Below are 16,740 nucleotides of genomic sequence, written 5' to 3'. Positions count from 1 at the left end.
TCCTGAAAATTATATCATACCATTTTAGCTCTAAATCTTCACAAGCATGTAGTCACCTTTCCTATCCAATTTTTTCTTGAATAGGATTCTGATTAAGTTTAACCAGTTCATCTGCATGAAAATGATGAAGGATGGAGTTATGGCAAGTAAAGAACAAAATCTGGTTATTCGTAAAACTTCGAAGCAAAGTAAATACTTTCTTTGTTCGCTTTTCATCAAAATTCACAAAACTATCATCTATAATAATCGGAAAAGGATATCGTGATAGCAATGTGGCAATTAAGGCTAATCGTAAGGAAACATAAACCTGTTCTGCAGTCGCTTGACTCAACTCATTTGCCTCGAATAAGGTATGATCTTTTCGTTCAATGATAAATCCACTACCACTTTCTTGTGGAATAATCCTTAGATACTCCTCATCTGTTAAAAATCGAAAGTACTTTCCAGCTTTTGAAAGAAGCTTCGGAAAAGCTTCAGTTTTATAGCTTTGTATTGTCTTAGATAAGATTTCTTTTGCTAAGGCGTATTTTGCCCATTCCTTTGACTCTTCTTCAAATTCATATTTCATTTGCCTGTACCTATGCAATAAATCAGCGTAAAGGCCACCCTCTTCTAGCAATCCCATCCGGTGTTTAATATCAGCAAGGGTATCTCGGAGCTTGCTTTGCTCTTTTTTATCATCCTCAACCTTCTTCAAAGCTCGCTGAAGCTCTTCATTAAGCTTCTTTCCTTGTTGAACCTCTATCCGATCTGACTTCGAGATTTCAGAGGTTTCCAACTGCAGGGAGATATCAGCCAGCCTAGTTTTCCATTTTGTAATCTGCTCCGCTTTCAACCCTTTGGTTCGGAAGGCCTCCTCGTCTTCTACCTTGGCAAGTTCATATAGCTTTTCTTCCTCAAGCCTAAATTGCTGCAACTCTTTTTCTAGTTGATCGTATTCTTCATTTATCTCCTTGAGCTTCGTAATGATCCCCTGATATTTTCCTTGTTTATCAATCTCTTCTCGGAGTTTCTTTTTTAATAAAATCGCCACTTCTGGAGTTGGAATATTCGTTAGTTGTAAAAATTGTTCAGCCATACCTTGAAATTTAGTTATCAGTGTTTGCTGTTGGTTTTGAAGATCTGTTAGTCGATTTTCCAACCGACTTTTTTCTCTAAAACGCTGCTTCAGTTTTTCTACTAGCCCAACAGCCTCATAGATTTTCCCCTTAGCAAATTCACTAGGAAGTAGTAAACTAGACGCAAGCTCCTCCTGCTCTGCTTCTGTCTCTCTTGACTCTCTTTCCCAGTTTTCAAAAGCCTGTATTACACGCTCATATCGAATATTCTGCTGGTCAATCCTTGCAGCAAGGTCATAGTATTTTTTACGGTTCTCTTCATCCTTTTCGATTGTAGCTCGAACATAATCACCATTTAAGCCTGTCGTGTCCTGCAATTCTGTTTTTAACTCTTGCTCTCGTTGTTTTAACTTTTTAAGGCTTCCGCTATCGGTTTTCTCAGAATGAGCGGGTTTAAAGCGAAAAAACATTAGAAGCGTCAGGACAAAGCCGACCCCACCAGCAATACTCAATATCCACTGATTCGTCAAATATCCACTGAAAATGAGGGAGAGAAAGATTACACCTAGCATGAGCATAAACAATCCTTGACGTTTTTGGTCCGCTTCTTTTTGTTTTTCCACAGACCTTTGCTGGGTGGTAAAAAGAGTTACCTGCCCACTAATAGCTTGTAGCTCTGCTTCAATTTTTTCTTGTTGCTCAATGGTCTGAAGCTGTTTCACTAGCTTTGCTTTTATATGCTTATCTAAAAGGTCCTTTTTGACTTCTTCAAAGGACTTTTCAAGCTCCTCCATAACCAACTTTTCATCATGGAAGTTTTCATCTAAAGCTTGCTTACGATCCTTTAGCTGCTGTTGCTTCAATTGAATTTCCTCTGCCTTCTCCTTCATCATCACGCTAGTGTTTACCAGTGAAATACTAGTCTCATTAAATTGGGTGTGAAGCTGATCATTCATTTGTTCAATATCTTCGTCTAACTCCTCTACCCTTTGCTGCAATTTTTCTTTTTCTATACGAATTTGATGATAAATTGCTAGCTCCTCCAACTGAGCAGTTACCTCAGTCTCATGTGCTAGCAGATTTGCATCTGGTTTGAGTTTCTCCGCTTCCAAATGGAGGATATCCTTTTGTTCTGTGAGCCATAACATTCTGGCTTCGACAGGCTTTTGCCAATCACGAATGCGGTCCAATCGGAGAAGTCCGTCAACTGGGTAAGGCACGTCACCCACATTGTGCAGATCATGCTCTAGCTGTTTTTCCTCCATAATTAGTGGTAAAACTCGTTCTAGCTTTTTTAACTGATAGACTTTTTCTTCAGTTTCCTCAAGTTCATTTGCAAGGTTTTCCAACTTGCTATTGGTTTCTTTATTCAGGTTAAGGAGTTCTCCATATTCGGCATTTTCTTTCTCCGCTTTTTTTAACGCATCATAAACTTTACGAATCTCACTAAGCTTCTCGTTTAGCTCAGGTCTTTTTCCACCAGGTTTAAAACGCTGCTCCATTTCCTTTTGTAAAGCTTTTTCTGTACTTAGTAGTTTATCAGTACCTAAAGCCCCAGCTGAAAATAAATATCTTCCTAGGTCCTCCCCTTTGAGTTGGTGAATATTCTGCAAACCATGCAAATTAAAAGAAAAAATCGATTGAAAGGTCCCTTTGTCCATTCCATTTAACAACTCGTTTAACAGCTCTTCGCCCCCAACAGAGCCATCCTCCAACGTAACCGTTACATCGCCCGTAGCCTTTCCCTTCACCCTCTCGATAACAGCCATTCCTCTATCGCTAAATGAAGCTTTTATGAGTCCCCCGTACTTGGAATTCTTTTTAGGTTCATAACGTAATTCTGACTGTTGCTTGGTTGGAAAACCGAATAAGATACTATGAATAAACGACATAATCGTTGATTTTCCAGCCTCGTTTTCTCCATAAAACACCTGTAAGTTTTCTAGGTTGGTTATTTTAATATTTTCAAGCTTTCCATAGCCGTAAATATGTAATTCTTTCAAATGCATTGTCATTGCCGCCTTTCCTTATTCCTGGCTAAGAAGCTGTAGCAATTTGGTTTCTGCCTCTTTAAGCAGATTTTCTTTCTCTTCTTCTCCTAATTCGCTTAGGTGCTTTCTCGCTAGATGATGACCATACAATGGTGAAAGTGCTTCTTCCCAGTGCTCAAAATCGTCAATCGCGGTGAATAATTCATGATAAAACTCCCCCTGAACAGACAGTTGTGAACGCTGAAGCTGCGTTGTTTCGATAAGCTTTATATCCCGAATCCAAACAAAATCTTGTTCCTCAGCTTCATGCTCATGAAGGGTTTCTAGTAATTCTTGAACAAACCCCGGAGACACAGATTCTGTTTCGAATTGACGTAGATTCTCAATTTCGAGTGTTAGAACAACGCCTTTTCCATCTACTCGATTTTCCTTTACTGCATGTTGGCATAGATCAAATAAACTACCTAGGCTAGAAATCGCTGAACCATCCAAGGTTCTATCAAGCCATAAAACATCATTCGTTTCTATAAACTCATAATCTGCCCCTTGTTCAGACAAGGAAACAAGGTAACAACCTTTTAAACCATTTTCCTTCCGATTTCTTCCTTGTGGATTTCCAGGATAAATCACTGGTGGTTCACTGGCGAGGACTTCTCTTTTATGAATATGGCCAAGCGCCCAATAATCAAATTGCTTTTGAAGCAATTCAGGAAGGGTGAACGGTGCATACATGCCATGTTCACTTACTCCTTCAACGTGACCATGCAATAGACCGATATGAAAATCCGCCCCAGTTTTCTTTCCGTATTTCTCGACCCAACGCTCTGTTACATGCCTTTTAGGATAACTAAATCCATATAGGTGTGCCGTGGTCCCATCATGCTTGATAAATCGTTTAACCTCAACCTCTGCACCAAAGACATGTACATTTTCCGGCCAGTTCATTTTCGTCCAAGTTCCAGCTAGATGATCGTGGTTACCATGAATGATATATGCCTGAATTCCATTCTGATTCAGTCTGACCATTTCTTTTCGGAATCTTGCCTGCGCACGGAGACTACGGTCTTCTCCATCGAAAATATCTCCAGAGATTAGAACAAAGTCTACATCCGTGCTTATCGCTATATCTGTTATATTCGTTAGCGCTTTAAAGGTACTATTCTGCAGTCTTTGAAAGATCTCTTCAGGCAGGTACTTTAATCCACTCATCGGACTATCCAAATGAAGATCCGCACAATGTAAAAATTTCACTGTTTTCATTTTAAATCCCTTTCCAGCCTTTTTCTCTATTTTACCATTCTACTAATGCGAATGCACGTTCTGTATTAGGTGTAGGGAGTAATACTTGTTTATTTGGTTTTTTGGGGCAGGGGGAAATCTTGTGTGACCTTTAACCTTTGGCAACCTCAGTTTGGGCACGGTAGAAAATCCTGCGTGACCTTTTTACCTTCGTCTACCTAAATTCAGTCACGCTGGAACGCCCTGCGTGACCTTTTAATCATTATCTACCTCATTCGGGCACGCTGGAATATCCTGCGTGACCTTTTAACTTTGCCTCCTTCACTTTGGGCACGCTGGAATATCTTGCGTGACCTTTTAATCATTGTCTACCTCGTTTCGGGCACGCTGGAACGCCCTGCGTGACCTTTTTACCTTCGTCTACCTAAATTCAGTCACGCTGGAACGCCCTGCGTGACCTTTTAATCATTGCCCCCCTCACTTTGGGCACGCTGGAATATCCTGCGTGACCTCTTTACCTTCATCTACCTCATTTCGGGCCCTCTAGAAAAAACCTGCGTAGCCTTTCAATCATTGCCTCCCTCATTTTGAGCACGCTGAAAAATAAAAAAACTAGACTACCAATTGGCAGCCTAGCAAAAATTCCTCTTATAAAAACCTATTCTTTCTTACTTAATTGTAATGCAGTCTTAATGTCCTTAAAGGAATTGGATTTTCCATACATTAAAACTCCACCTCGGTAAACACGAGCCCCGAAGATTGCCAGAATAATGATGGTTCCCACGAGAATCCCAATCGATAACCCGATTTCCCAGAAAGGAAGATTGAGCATCCCTACTCTTAGGAACATAATCATTGGCGTAAAGAATGGGATATATGAAGTAACTGTAATAAATCCAGCTTCTGGCGTACTTAAACCAACCATCGCAATCATAAATCCTGCTACCACTAACATCGTCATTGGCGTAATCATTTGGTTCACATCTTCAATTCTACTAACGAGTGAACCTAAGAATGCGGCCAAAGTGGCATATAGGAAATAGCCTAATATGAAGAAAATCACTCCATAGGCAATCGTCGCACCTGGTATATTTCCGAAGCCAAAGAACTCAAAAAATCCGCCTTCCATCGACTCTAGATTCTGTTTGATAGAGATGTAGCCTACAAGTAAAAATGCGGCCATTTGTGTGAGCGATAATAGCCCCACACCAAGAATTTTGGCAAACATCTGCTTAATCGGAGAGACACTAGAGATTAAGATCTCCATGACCCTAGATGACTTTTCAGTTGCAACTTCTGTGGCAATCATACTCGCGTACATAATCACCGCAAAATAAATGATAAACAACAACACATAAACAAGTCCTCGTGCTTGGTTTAACTCTTCTTCCGTTTTTGCATTCTCTTCAAGAGCTGCTCGTTCAAAAGGAACTGGTTCGTATAATTGCGCCAGTTGTTCTTGAGTCAAGTTAATTTGAGCAGAAGCCATCATCGTTTTCAACTGCTGAAGGCCTGATTGCAGTTCGGTAACGACCATAGAGTCTGCCATACTCATTGATTTATAGGCTGCTGAGGGTAATTGATCAGCAGTCAACGTTAACTCGAGAACTCCAGTAAATTCTTCCGCTTCTACTTGTTTTTCTGCTTCCTCTAAACCATCAGTAAAGTGAACCAATTCAATGTCACCATTACTAGCCTTTATTTGCTCTTTTAAAGGTTCAAAAAGCTGACCTGAGTTATCGATGACAGCGACTTTCTCCGCGTCCCCATCTTTATCAAAGAATTCAATAATTCGCGGAATATTGGTTAACCCAATTAAAAGAACAGCGGTCACGATTGTCGTTACTAGAAAAGATTTTGTTTTTAATTTTGTTAGATACGTATGGAATAAGATGATAAAGAAATTATTCATAGGAAGCACCTGCCTTTTCGATAAAAATATCATTCAAAGAAGGTTCTTCTAGGACAAACTTACGAATAAACCCTTTGCCGACAATATCTTGTAAAATTTCACCAGCAATTTCTTCGCCAGTAATTTGCAGGTGAACTCCTTCTGCAGTTCGCTTTGTATTGGTCACTCCATGAAACCTATGTAAGTAGCTAAGGTCAAAATCAGCATGAATCACCAAATTCTTTTTCCCAAAAGAACGTTTAATGTCTTTCAATGCCCCATGCACAATTGGCTTTCCTTTTTGCATAATACACAGATGCTCACACATCTCCTCGACATGCTCCATTCTATGACTCGAGAACACAATCGTTGTCCCTGCTTCCTTCAGGTCAAGAACAGCCTCTTTTAACAGCTCGACATTCACTGGATCCAACCCACTAAAAGGCTCATCAAGTATAAGTAGCTTTGGCTTATGGATAACAGCTGCTAGAAACTGTATTTTTTGTTGATTTCCCTTCGAGAGCTCCTCTACCTTTTTATCAAGATACTCAGGAACTTTAAACCTCTCAAGCCAATATTCAAGCTCCTTTAAGGCATCGTGCTTATTCATTCCTCTTAATCTTGCCAAATACACAATCTGGTCTTTGACTTTTAATTTCGGATACAACCCTCTTTCTTCAGGCAAGTACCCGATGATTGGGCTTGTGGAATAATCCACCTTTTTTCCATCAAGAGTAATCTTTCCATCCGTTGGATCCAACAAACCTAGAATCATTCTGAATGTCGTCGTCTTCCCCGCTCCGTTCGCCCCAAGAAAACCAAAGATTTCCCTTTCAGGTATGGCGAGCGATAAATCATTCACAGCAGTAAACTCGCCAAACTTTTTGGTTACATTTTCTAACTTCAAAACCATTGCAACTTCCCCCTTTCCATTATTCTACTACGAATAAACTACTAAAAAGTTCCATTAAATATTTTTTATTATCTTTGCACTTTTTCAAAAATTATGTAAAAATAGCACTAACAGAACAATATTAAACAAAGGGGCAATAGGGATGGAAACGTATAAACTAACAGCGTTTAAACCTGATGGGGAAAAGTTATTAGATGAGTCTTTCCAGGCTAGTAGTGAAGAGGAAGCAAAAACAATTGGCGAAAAGATGCTCTCTGAAAAAAATCTTCAAGACAACACCTATCGTTGCACTTCCCCACGAGGGAAATTGGTGCTCTTTCACCCGTAAAAAGTGAATACCACTTGCCCTCTAAGGGAATTGAAAAAGCAAAGATTCTTCTTTGCTTTTTCATGTTTGTACGCTTATTTATTTTCCAATAAAATTTGGCTGTCTTTTTTCAAGAAAGGCCTGAATCCCTTCCTTATGATCCTCGGTCTGCCTCATTTTCGTTTGAGCTATTTTTTCAAGTTCTAGGAACTTTAATAACGACAATCGATTTTCTTCCGCAAAAATTTTCTTTGTTTTGATCATCGCTTGAAGTGGCTTTTTCTCCCACTCTTCCACTTTGGCTTGAACAGAAGCATGAATATCATTTGCCACTTCGTCAATAAGTCCGTGCGCTAAGGCTTCATCTGCTTTCATCGGTTTTCCTTCCCAGATCAAATGCTTTGCCTTCGTTTCACCAACTCTTGACTTCATAAAGAAATGTCCGCCACCATCAGGAATTAAGCCAATTCCAATAAAATTCATCGCTAGTTTACTTGCTGAATCAGCAATAATATAATCGGTTGCCAAGGCAAGACTGAATCCTAGACCTGCAGCTGCACCAGTAATCGCACTAATGGTTACTTTTGGCATGCTATACAGCGTGACCACAAGCTCACTAATGCTGTCCATGATGCTTAAGAAATCGCTTTCATCTCCCTCCGAAAGCATCGTCTTAATGTCTCCCCCTGCAGAGAAGGCCCGTCCTGCACCTTTCAGCACGACAATCTCGACGTCATCCGAATTACAAAGTTCTTTTAAATTCCATGCTAATCCCCTAATCATTTCTAAATCCAAGGCATTCATTGACTCTGGTCTATTCAATTCAACCGTTGCTACTCTTCCCACTACGCTGACCTTGACAGTTTCTGTCTTACAATCAATATTAAAATCAGTTGTCAAACGTATCCCCTCCTTTGCTTCATCTCCATTATATAGGGTGGTGTCCCTTTTTTAAATCTATTTATCTGAATTGTTCTACACATTCGAAAATAATGCGATAAAACAACCCCAGTTGAAGGAAAAATCCGCAAAAAAACCCTATCTTATGATAGGGAACTCTTTGTTTCATATAATTCACTTAATATTTCAAGCTTTTGGTTCGTGTAGTCCGTAAAGCTATCATTATACGTCTTAGGATCCTTTGGATTCGCAAAGTGTGTAATTTTCCCAGTGACTGGGTCAATAAATTTACTTGATGCCCCACATCCAAGACCAATAATTGTCTGCTGCTCTTCCATGATAATGATGTTGTAGAGGCTTTCTTGACCTGGAATAGAATAGCCGACATTTTCGAGATTTCCGAGAATATTTTTTTGACGGTATAGATAATATGGAGCGTAGCCATGGTCTTTTGTCCAATTCTCCGCGAGTTCCATCATATCCTCAATTTCCTCACGACCGGCAACCTTATATCTGTCTTTATTCTTTGTCATTTCTGATGCTCGTTTGAAGCTTAGCGTATGAACAGTCAAAGATTCAGGCATCAGCTTCTCTGTCTCGTTCAATGTATGGGCAAACTCTTTCGTTCCTTCACCAGGAAGGCCAATAATTAAGTCCATATTGATATTGTTCATGCCCATGTCTTTTGCTAGCTTATATTTCTCAATGGTTTCTTCCACCGTATGATGGCGCCCGATTGCTTTCAGTGTTTCTTGGATATATGATTGCGGATTAATTGAGATACGGTCGATATTCCATTTATTCAAGACATCGAGTTTGTCTGGTGTGATGGTATCTGGTCGACCAGCTTCTACGGTAATCTCTCGGATGTTTTTCACATCGGGAAAGGATGTATACATTTCCTCATACAGCATATCCATTTCTTCAGCTGTAATCGAGGTTGGGGTGCCTCCCCCGTAATAAACGGTGGTAATTTTGATATTATTTTCTTTTAACCATTTGCCGATCTCACGCATTTCAAAGTGAAGTCCTCCAAGGAAGCTGTTCACAGATCCTTGACGCCCATTAATGGCATAAGCAGGGAACGTACAATAAGCACATTTGGTCGGACAAAATGGAATCCCAATATAAATACTAACTTCTTTGCGCAAATCATATAAGTCAGGCATAACCGCAAGCTGGCGATCAACAATCTGCTGCATAAGCTCAATTTTTTCTGGAGTAATTAAATATTCCTCTGTTAATTCGCGGTGAGCTGTCTCACGGTCTGTTCCTTCTTGTAACTTCTTGTGTAGAAGTTTAGTAGGACGCACCCCCGTTAAAATTCCCCACTTTTGGGTAATTCCAGTCCAATCCTGGAGAACAGTCAAATATGCGTGTGAAAGAGCGTTTTTAATAAGACGGAAACGTTCCTTCTCTGTTATGTTTTCTGGTAACTCTCGTTCATAGGAAGATGAAAAACTTGCGCCATCGGATGTTTCCATTTGGACGTTGGCTACAACGCTGGTAGCTATTGTTAAATCAACAGTTAGGGTTGCATCAACTTTATCTTCAGATGGTGAAAATGAAACCTCTGGCTCTTCAAAAAACAAGTTTGCAATCAACTGTAGAGGCCGGTGGAATCGCTCATCACTCAACCCTTTTATATGAATATACAATCGTATCACCTTTTTCAAATTTGCTTCCTTTAGTTTACTGGTTCACACATGCAAGGTCAATATAGTGGAAAAGCTTGGTAGGGGTGTGCACAGCAGAGAACTAGTGGATTTGGGTTACTTAAGGGATAGGGGGGAACGGATAAGTGGTGGAGTATACCCTACACCGTACAGTATTTATTCCCCTATAGAGAATATATCCTCCCTTACAGGGAATATATTGCTCCTAACGGGGAATAAAACGAAAGGTAAACAGAAAATCGAGCGCTGTGAGGGGTATTATCCAGTAGATTCCTTAGCTTAACAACCCAACCAGGCCAAAAATACCCTCCATATTTAGTGTTTTTCTATTATCGTGATTGGTTTTTGAACTAAAATGGCTTTTATTTACGATTTTCAGATTAAAAGCAACTTAGGATTGCTGAGTTTTGAAGTTAATACGGTATAGGGTATACAAATATATCCTCAAAATTTAACTGAACACCCCTTCTATCTACAAAAAAAACCTCAGATGGTCATCCCACCCAAGGCCTTTCATCATTACCTTTTAATAATATTCATTTTCCGCAAAAACTCAATTGGTTGTTGCTTGCGGAAGTGCTCTTTTACCATGTAAGCAACCCCATGTTGGGTATTGGACCTTGTTACCCAGTCCGAAGCCTTTTTGATTTCTGGAGAAGCGTTCCCCATTGCCACTCCGAGTCCGCAAGCTTCAATCATCTCAATATCATCCAGCCCATCCCCAATGACTACCATTTCCTTTAACTTAATCCCTAAATGATCTCCTAAAGACCGGAGGCCATTTAGCTTAGAGACGTCATGTGGAAGGATATCTAAGCGAAAATCATTTAATTTCGTCATATTGGTTTCTGGATAAAGCGAAGAAAGCGCCTCTTTCGCATCCTCTAAATCATCTTCATATTCAAAATATACTTCTATTTTCGGTGCGGTAATTGGGTCATCACGTAATGTTTCACTTATAGAATCAACAAACTGCTGGGAATAAAACATCGGGTCTCCAGTTGTAAAGACCGTCTTTGCTAAAAGATTATGATTTAATTTGTATTTATTCGCGAGCGAAAACTCATCCTGAACGATTCGAATCTGACAAGGAAAACCTTCAAGAAAACGAATGATATCATAAGTAATCTCTTCTGGAATAATTCTTTTCATAATGGGATTTCCTGGATTATCAGCTATATATGCTCCCTGATGTGTGACGAGAAGTGAGTTTATTTTAAGCGCCTTTGCAACTTTTTTAGCTGCCGGAAAACTCCGGGAAGTTACAAGCGTGACATATATCCCTTTTTGCTGAACATAGGCAATTGCCTCTTTGGTCGATTTATGAATTCTTCCATTCGGTTGGAGAACGGTCCCATCCACATTTAAGGCTAAAAGACGATAGATCATATTTTTGCCCCCATTTCATGATGTTCATGTCTTACCCTGATTTTTATGAATTGTGAGGACAAAATAGAACTTCCGTTATGAGACATAAAAAAAACTCCCGAATCTAGATTCGAGAATTTTTTATCACTTATTGCTGATCAGGTGCACCATAAAGTTCTTCTAATGGCTTCATGATTACTTTATTGATTTCAGTAATAACAACGCTCATTTGTTGTTCAGCTTGCATCAACTGCGAAATTTTTTCATGCTGTTGGACAAGTGCTACAGTTTTCTGAGCCTGTTCAACTTCCTCTTGGGAAATTTCTTCACCCATCATTTGTTTTTGTTGAAGCTGCATTTGAATATTTCGGAAGCTATCGAACATTGTTCGTGCAGATTCATCTGCATTTACCTCATCATATAATCTTTTTAAATTTACGTATTCGTTACTTGAACGAATCGCCTTTTCCATTTCGTATGCTGAATCATAAATATTTACTGCCATGTTATGCACTCCTTTTCCTTTTCGGAATCCTCTCCACTATATCAGACTATTGATGCGATTGCGAGGAGTGTGCGCCAAGGCACATTCTAATCATTGATTTCATACGATACGATATCAGCTTTTGCCTATCCCTAAAACAAGGGACAAATGAGGTGAATTGTACTTGACCCAACCAGTCATTGATCACACAAAACCAATCATTGCCGTTCTTACTGAAGTCTCCGAAAAGGATGGTGAAGGCCCATCCTTTAAAAATATCCATGCATTTTGTGAGGAACTGAATGAGTATGTAACCAAAAACGGGGGTTTCTTTTATGTTTTTACTCTAAGAAACACTTCAAAGGAAGCTTTTATTGGCTATTATTTTGAAGGTACACAATGGCAGAAGGCAAGTTTGCCGCTCCCTAACTTTGTTTACAATCGCATCCATTCTCGCAGAACGGAAGTGAGTGAAAAGTTCACTAGCTTCATGGAGCTGGCATATGAGTTTAATATAGAAGTTTTCAATCACCGCTTTCTATCAAAGTGGGAAGTTCATAAATGGGTATCACAGAAAAACCATCTTCATGCTTTTTTACCAGAAACCTATCTTTATAAAGAAGCTTTGCTTTTAGAGCTACTTGAAACGTATAACGCTCTCTATATCAAGCCCCTAAACGGAAGCCAGGGAAGAGGAATCTACCTGCTTCAAAAAGAACAGGGCTCCTTCAATCTCGCTTATACAGGAAAGGAAGGCTTAAAACAGCAACCATTTACAAATGTAGAGGATTTAAAAGCTGCTTTAGTACAGAAAATTGGACCAAAGCCACATCTCGTTCAACAGGGAATTGACCTGCTTAAGTGGGAAAAAAACAATCTTGATTTCAGGGTTCTTTGTCATAGAAAAAACACACAAGAATGGCAAGTTACATCTGTTGTTGCTAGGTCCTCAGCAGAAGGTCAATTCGCATCCAATCTCGCACTTGGTGGAAAACTTCTCCGTCCCCATATGGTTCTATCTTCATTCTTTGGCAAGGAAATGGCAGCTACTAAACTAGCATTAATGAAAGAACTTGCCTTAGAAAGTTCAGCTTGCGTTAGCGAACACGTTGACGGATTAATGGTAGAACTGGGCATCGATATTGGAATTGATGTGCTAGGAAACCTTTGGCTGATAGAGATAAACTCTAAGCCTTCTAAAAACCATGGCGAACGAAGTGGAAAGATTCGTCCATCTGCTAGGGCGATAATTGATTACTGTTTTACCAATATCGATTCCGAGTCGGAAGGAGAAATCTAATGTACAGCTTTGGCTTTATTTCCCTAAATCCAGAATTAGAAAACAGCTATTTTACTGAAGTAGCCAAGCACGCTTCAGACTACCATATCGAATGCTATCGATTTAGCCCGATTCAAATTAACCCTGTTACTCACCTTGTTACAGGAGAAAAATTTCACCCTGACCTTCAGGAATGGCAGCCTCAAAAATTTCAGCTACCAGATATCCTCTATGATCGCTGTTTTTATAGTGAACATCCCCTTGCCAAAAATGCACTTGCCATTATGAAGTGGTTAAAAAATAGAGGCGATTTACTTTTTATCGGGCATGGCTTACCTAACAAGTGGCAATTATATCAGACGCTATCGAACTCAAACCTAAGTCCATATGTAGTTAAAACCATTTCTGTAACAGATGCTTTCCAAACGCTCTCCTTTCTTGAAAAGGAAAAGAAGATTATTTTAAAACCTGCTTCTGGCTCAGGTGGAATGGGAATTGCCTGCCTTGAAAAAGAAGAAGAGACTATTTCCGTCATTGTTGAAAAACAGCAACAGATTCTACGGTCTACATTCCCAAGCATCAACGTTGCACAAAAATGGATCGATAACATAAGAACAAAGAAAGAGTATCTTGCTCAGCCGTTTCTTCAGCTAGTGGATCAAGCTAATCGTCCTTTTGACATCCGCATATTACTCCAAAAGAATGGGAATGGACAGTGGGTAGAACGAGGCCGTGGAATCAGAACCGGTCAAGCAAATGGAGTCCTTTCCAATCTTAGTGCAGGTGCTGAAACCGTGCCCTTTCACAAATGGTTAAACTCAATAGACCCTAAAAAAATTGAATTCCTTGAAAAGGAAATCAATGAAATCACGACTCAGCTTCCAATCATTCTCGAAGACACTTACCCTCCCCTATTCGAGATTGGCGTTGATATTGGGGTCGCACAAGATCTTTCCTTATGGATCCTTGATGTAAATTCAAAACCAGGAAGAAAAGTGGTATTAGAAACATCCCCTTCTGCTCAAGAATCCCTTTATACGGCCCCGCTCGAGTATGGGAGAATGCTTGCAGGACAGCAAGAACAAGGGAGGAAAAGTTATGAAAAAACGTTTTCGAATCGAAACCAATAAACAAAGCGCAGATAATAAAGTGTTTTTACCAATAGAATTAGCTACTCCGCAAATTGAAAAAGTTGCATTTGGCAATAAAATCGTAGAAGTCCAGTTTGTCCCACATAAAAAAGGGAAAATCATTATAAGTGAAGCGATCCGGAAAGCTCTCTTTTTACCAGAACTCGATATTTCGCTTCACGTATTTACCGACAAAGATACGATGTTTTTTGGACCTTTAATTGGAATCCTTACTTCAGGATTCACGTCCTATCCATTACAACCACTTGGAAAACGAACATCGTTTTTTTCTAAATTACTATCCGTAAACAAAATGGTCGGGGCACTCCCATTTCTGTTTGCTGAGGAACATATCGACTGGGAGCAGGGATTGATTAAAGGGTATTTCTATGAAGATTCATCATGGAAAACCATTCATGTTCCTTTTCCAAATGTTGTTTATGATCGCCTCCCGAATCGGAGAAGTGAAAAAAGGAAAAATAATCTTTTGCTAAAAGAACGACTTCAATCTGATTATCTTATTCCATGGTATAACCCTGGTTTTTTTAGTAAGATGGATGTTTTTGAGAGACTACAGCAGGATGAAGGCGCAAATGCTTTTCTCCCTGAGACCCATCCGTTTACTTCTTTTTCAATCATCGAAAGAATGCTATCAGACTATGGTCATATCTACCTTAAGCCTGAAAACGGCAGCTTAGGATTAGGGATTCATCAAATTCTTTTCGATCGACATGAAGGAGATTACTTCTGTCGGTATCGTGATGAGGAAGGAATTCAAAGACTTCGAAAATATCATAGCCTGGAGTCAATGTTTCATCAATTATTTAGTAAGCGAAAGCTATCAAACATGGTTGTTCAACAGGGGATTCATTTAATGAGGGTAGACGGTCGAATTGTTGATTTTCGCGTTCATACCAATAAGGATGAAAATGGTGAATGGCAAATGGCGGCGATTGCAGCAAAAATTGGCGGTAGTGGCAGCGCAACAACTCATATTAGTTATGGAGGCGAAGTCAAAACCATTGAAGAGATTTTCCCAAGTTCTGATGACCAAAAGCTGTACAAAGAGAAGCTAGTAGATGCTGCACTTTATTTGAGTAAGGTTCTAGAAACACAGGTTGAAGGCATTGTTGGAGAAATTGGGTTTGATTTCGGGATCGATAAAAGTGGAAAGGTCTGGTTATTTGAGGCTAATTCAAAACCTGGGCGCTCTATTTTTAAGCACCCCGACCTTCGTGACTTTGAACTATTAAGTAGGAAGCTGTCCCTTGAATTCGGCGTTTATTTGGCTGAAAAAGCAATTACACAACCAGAGGAAATCTTCAAATGAGGTTGTACTACGATCACTGGCATGATTTATGGTACCAAAGAGAATCAGAGGAAAGAATTAGCTTTGGGAAGAACAAAGTTCCTCTTCCTACCTTCAATGATGGCAAGGATTTGTTTTCCTTTGATTTAAATCTAGTAAATAGCAGTGTTGGACCGTTAATTGGCATTATGGCGTCTTTATCTAAAAATGGTGCAGTTTTAGGGAATATCCCTCTCTTTAAAACGCTCCAGCAGGAAGCAATGAAAAATGGCGGAGTATCGGTCGTTTTTGCTCCAGAAGAAATTAAGAATGAACGTTTATCAGGTTTTATCTTTATCCCTAAAACAGAATCTTGGTATCCGGTTATCACACCACTCCCCGATGTGGTATATAACCGGGTTCCTTTAAGAAAGACTGAGGAATCCACTGCGTTCATTCAGGCAACTTCTTTGTTTGAAGAATGGAAAATCCCCTTTTTTAATCCTTCCTTTATTGATAAATCAACGCTATATGAACTTGGTAGCAATCATCCATTTTTAAAACCATTAATGCCTGAAACCATCGTTGTCAATGAGGAGGATCTGTTAAAGGACTTTTTCGAAAAACATCAGGGCGTCTATTTAAAGCCTACACTCTCCTCACGTGGAAAAGGGATTTTTTTAATTCGCTCTAAGGACGGCGAGGTTGAGTTCAGAAGTCATAACCAACAAACGATTTACCCTTCCTTCGATCATTTTTGGAAAGAAAAAAACGCCCAATTATTAAAGCGGCGCTATATAGCGCAGATGGAAATCATTCCAGCGAAACTTGACGGCCACCGGTTTGATTTTCGAATTCATGCTCACGACAGCCTTGATGGATATAAAATAACTGGAATTGGCGTGCGTCAGTCGCAAAAGCAAAATATCACAACCCATGTTCCTAATGGCGGCGTATTGCTTCCGTATGAGCGGGTTCAAACCAAAGAACATGATCAGTTTTTTCAAGAGCTAGTGAAAAACGTTGGCCATATGCTAACAAAGGAACTTGGTTATTTCGGTGAATTTTCTATAGATGCAGGGCTGACAGAATCAGGTAAATATATACTGTATGAAGTGAATTCAAAACCGATGACCTTTGATGAAAAGAAAATCGAAAAGGAACGAATCCGACAAATGGTAGCACTATTATTTCGCAAAGCCAACTACAAGTGACG

General features: G+C 39.6%; 13 protein-coding genes. 5 read left to right on the top strand and 8 right to left on the bottom strand.

The window, feature by feature from the left end:
- Positions 1-61: 61 nt before the first annotated feature.
- The 4 genes from H0185_RS00230 to H0185_RS00215 all read right to left on the bottom strand — a co-directional run bounded on the left by H0185_RS00230 (position 62) and on the right by H0185_RS00215 (position 7,092).
- A complete protein-coding gene (locus H0185_RS00230; RefSeq protein ID WP_221870048.1) occupies positions 62-3,067 on the bottom strand; it encodes an ATP-binding protein in 3,006 nt (1,001 codons plus the stop codon).
- Between the two features lie 18 nt (positions 3,068-3,085).
- A complete protein-coding gene (locus H0185_RS00225; RefSeq protein WP_221870047.1) occupies positions 3,086-4,309 on the bottom strand; it encodes a metallophosphoesterase family protein in 1,224 nt (407 codons plus the stop codon).
- A gap of 637 nt (positions 4,310-4,946) precedes the next feature.
- A complete protein-coding gene (locus tag H0185_RS00220) occupies positions 4,947-6,200 on the bottom strand; it encodes an ABC transporter permease (RefSeq protein ID WP_221870045.1) in 1,254 nt (417 codons plus the stop codon).
- Positions 6,193-7,092 carry an ABC transporter ATP-binding protein gene (locus H0185_RS00215; RefSeq protein WP_221870043.1) on the bottom strand — a complete coding sequence of 300 codons (900 nt, stop codon included), beginning with the start codon at positions 7,090-7,092 and terminating at the stop codon, positions 6,193-6,195. The genes H0185_RS00220 and H0185_RS00215 overlap by 8 nt, the downstream gene beginning before the upstream one ends.
- A 142-nt stretch (positions 7,093-7,234) precedes the next feature.
- On the opposite strand from H0185_RS00215, the gene H0185_RS00210 reads away from it, so the two are divergent.
- Entirely contained in the window at positions 7,235-7,420 is a 186-nt protein-coding gene (locus tag H0185_RS00210; RefSeq protein WP_221870042.1) for a YhzD family protein, read from the top strand.
- A gap of 78 nt (positions 7,421-7,498) precedes the next feature.
- Here H0185_RS00210 and H0185_RS00205 read toward each other — a convergent pair whose 3' ends face one another.
- The 4 genes from H0185_RS00205 to H0185_RS00190 form a co-directional block, all read right to left on the bottom strand.
- Positions 7,499-8,299, bottom strand: a complete 801-nt coding sequence (locus tag H0185_RS00205; RefSeq protein ID WP_221870040.1) for an enoyl-CoA hydratase — start codon at positions 8,297-8,299, stop codon at positions 7,499-7,501.
- A 143-nt stretch (positions 8,300-8,442) separates the two neighbouring features.
- Positions 8,443-9,957 carry a coproporphyrinogen III oxidase gene (locus H0185_RS00200; protein ID WP_221870284.1) on the bottom strand — a complete coding sequence of 505 codons (1,515 nt, stop codon included), beginning with the start codon at positions 9,955-9,957 and terminating at the stop codon, positions 8,443-8,445.
- Between the two features lie 537 nt (positions 9,958-10,494).
- Positions 10,495-11,364 carry a Cof-type HAD-IIB family hydrolase gene (locus H0185_RS00195; RefSeq protein WP_221870038.1) on the bottom strand — a complete coding sequence of 290 codons (870 nt, stop codon included), beginning with the start codon at positions 11,362-11,364 and terminating at the stop codon, positions 10,495-10,497.
- A 127-nt stretch (positions 11,365-11,491) separates the two neighbouring features.
- Entirely contained in the window at positions 11,492-11,848 is a 357-nt protein-coding gene (locus tag H0185_RS00190) for a YlbF/YmcA family competence regulator (protein ID WP_221870036.1), read from the bottom strand.
- 163 nt (positions 11,849-12,011) lie between these two features.
- On the opposite strand from H0185_RS00190, the gene H0185_RS00185 reads away from it, so the two are divergent.
- The 4 genes from H0185_RS00185 to H0185_RS00170 are packed head-to-tail and all read left to right on the top strand — an operon-like array spanning position 12,012 to position 16,738.
- Positions 12,012-13,127, top strand: coding sequence for a YheC/YheD family endospore coat-associated protein (locus H0185_RS00185; protein WP_221870034.1), 1,116 nt, complete (start codon positions 12,012-12,014; stop codon positions 13,125-13,127).
- Positions 13,127-14,236, top strand: coding sequence for a YheC/YheD family endospore coat-associated protein (locus tag H0185_RS00180; protein ID WP_221870032.1), 1,110 nt, complete (start codon positions 13,127-13,129; stop codon positions 14,234-14,236). Before H0185_RS00185 ends, H0185_RS00180 begins: the two co-directional genes overlap by 1 nt.
- Complete coding sequence (locus H0185_RS00175; protein WP_221870030.1) at positions 14,205-15,566, top strand: YheC/YheD family endospore coat-associated protein; 1,362 nt, start codon at positions 14,205-14,207, stop codon at positions 15,564-15,566. Before H0185_RS00180 ends, H0185_RS00175 begins: the two co-directional genes overlap by 32 nt.
- Positions 15,563-16,738 carry a YheC/YheD family endospore coat-associated protein gene (locus tag H0185_RS00170; protein WP_221870028.1) on the top strand — a complete coding sequence of 392 codons (1,176 nt, stop codon included), beginning with the start codon at positions 15,563-15,565 and terminating at the stop codon, positions 16,736-16,738. The genes H0185_RS00175 and H0185_RS00170 overlap by 4 nt, the downstream gene beginning before the upstream one ends.
- Positions 16,739-16,740: the final 2 nt, after the last annotated feature.

Origin of the sequence: Mesobacillus maritimus (genome assembly GCF_019749255.1) — a bacterium.
Taxonomy (GTDB): domain Bacteria; phylum Bacillota; class Bacilli; order Bacillales; family Cytobacillaceae; genus Mesobacillus_B; species Mesobacillus_B maritimus_A.
The sequence above is the reverse complement of the archived record's forward strand: the minus strand, read 5'-3'. Positions and strand labels throughout refer to the sequence as shown.

Coding starts and splice junctions, on each gene's coding strand:
- H0185_RS00230 (WP_221870048.1), bottom strand. CDS start 3,067: ATGCATTTGAAAGAATTACATATTTACGGCTATGGAAAGCTTGAAAAT.
- H0185_RS00170 (WP_221870028.1), top strand. CDS start 15,563: ATGAGGTTGTACTACGATCACTGGCATGATTTATGGTACCAAAGAGAA.
- H0185_RS00190 (WP_221870036.1), bottom strand. CDS start 11,848: ATGGCAGTAAATATTTATGATTCAGCATACGAAATGGAAAAGGCGATT.
- H0185_RS00215 (WP_221870043.1), bottom strand. CDS start 7,092: ATGGTTTTGAAGTTAGAAAATGTAACCAAAAAGTTTGGCGAGTTTACT.
- H0185_RS00180 (WP_221870032.1), top strand. CDS start 13,127: ATGTACAGCTTTGGCTTTATTTCCCTAAATCCAGAATTAGAAAACAGC.
- H0185_RS00225 (WP_221870047.1), bottom strand. CDS start 4,309: ATGAAAACAGTGAAATTTTTACATTGTGCGGATCTTCATTTGGATAGT.
- H0185_RS00220 (WP_221870045.1), bottom strand. CDS start 6,200: ATGAATAATTTCTTTATCATCTTATTCCATACGTATCTAACAAAATTA.
- H0185_RS00175 (WP_221870030.1), top strand. CDS start 14,205: ATGAAAAAACGTTTTCGAATCGAAACCAATAAACAAAGCGCAGATAAT.
- H0185_RS00195 (WP_221870038.1), bottom strand. CDS start 11,364: ATGATCTATCGTCTTTTAGCCTTAAATGTGGATGGGACCGTTCTCCAA.
- H0185_RS00210 (WP_221870042.1), top strand. CDS start 7,235: ATGGAAACGTATAAACTAACAGCGTTTAAACCTGATGGGGAAAAGTTA.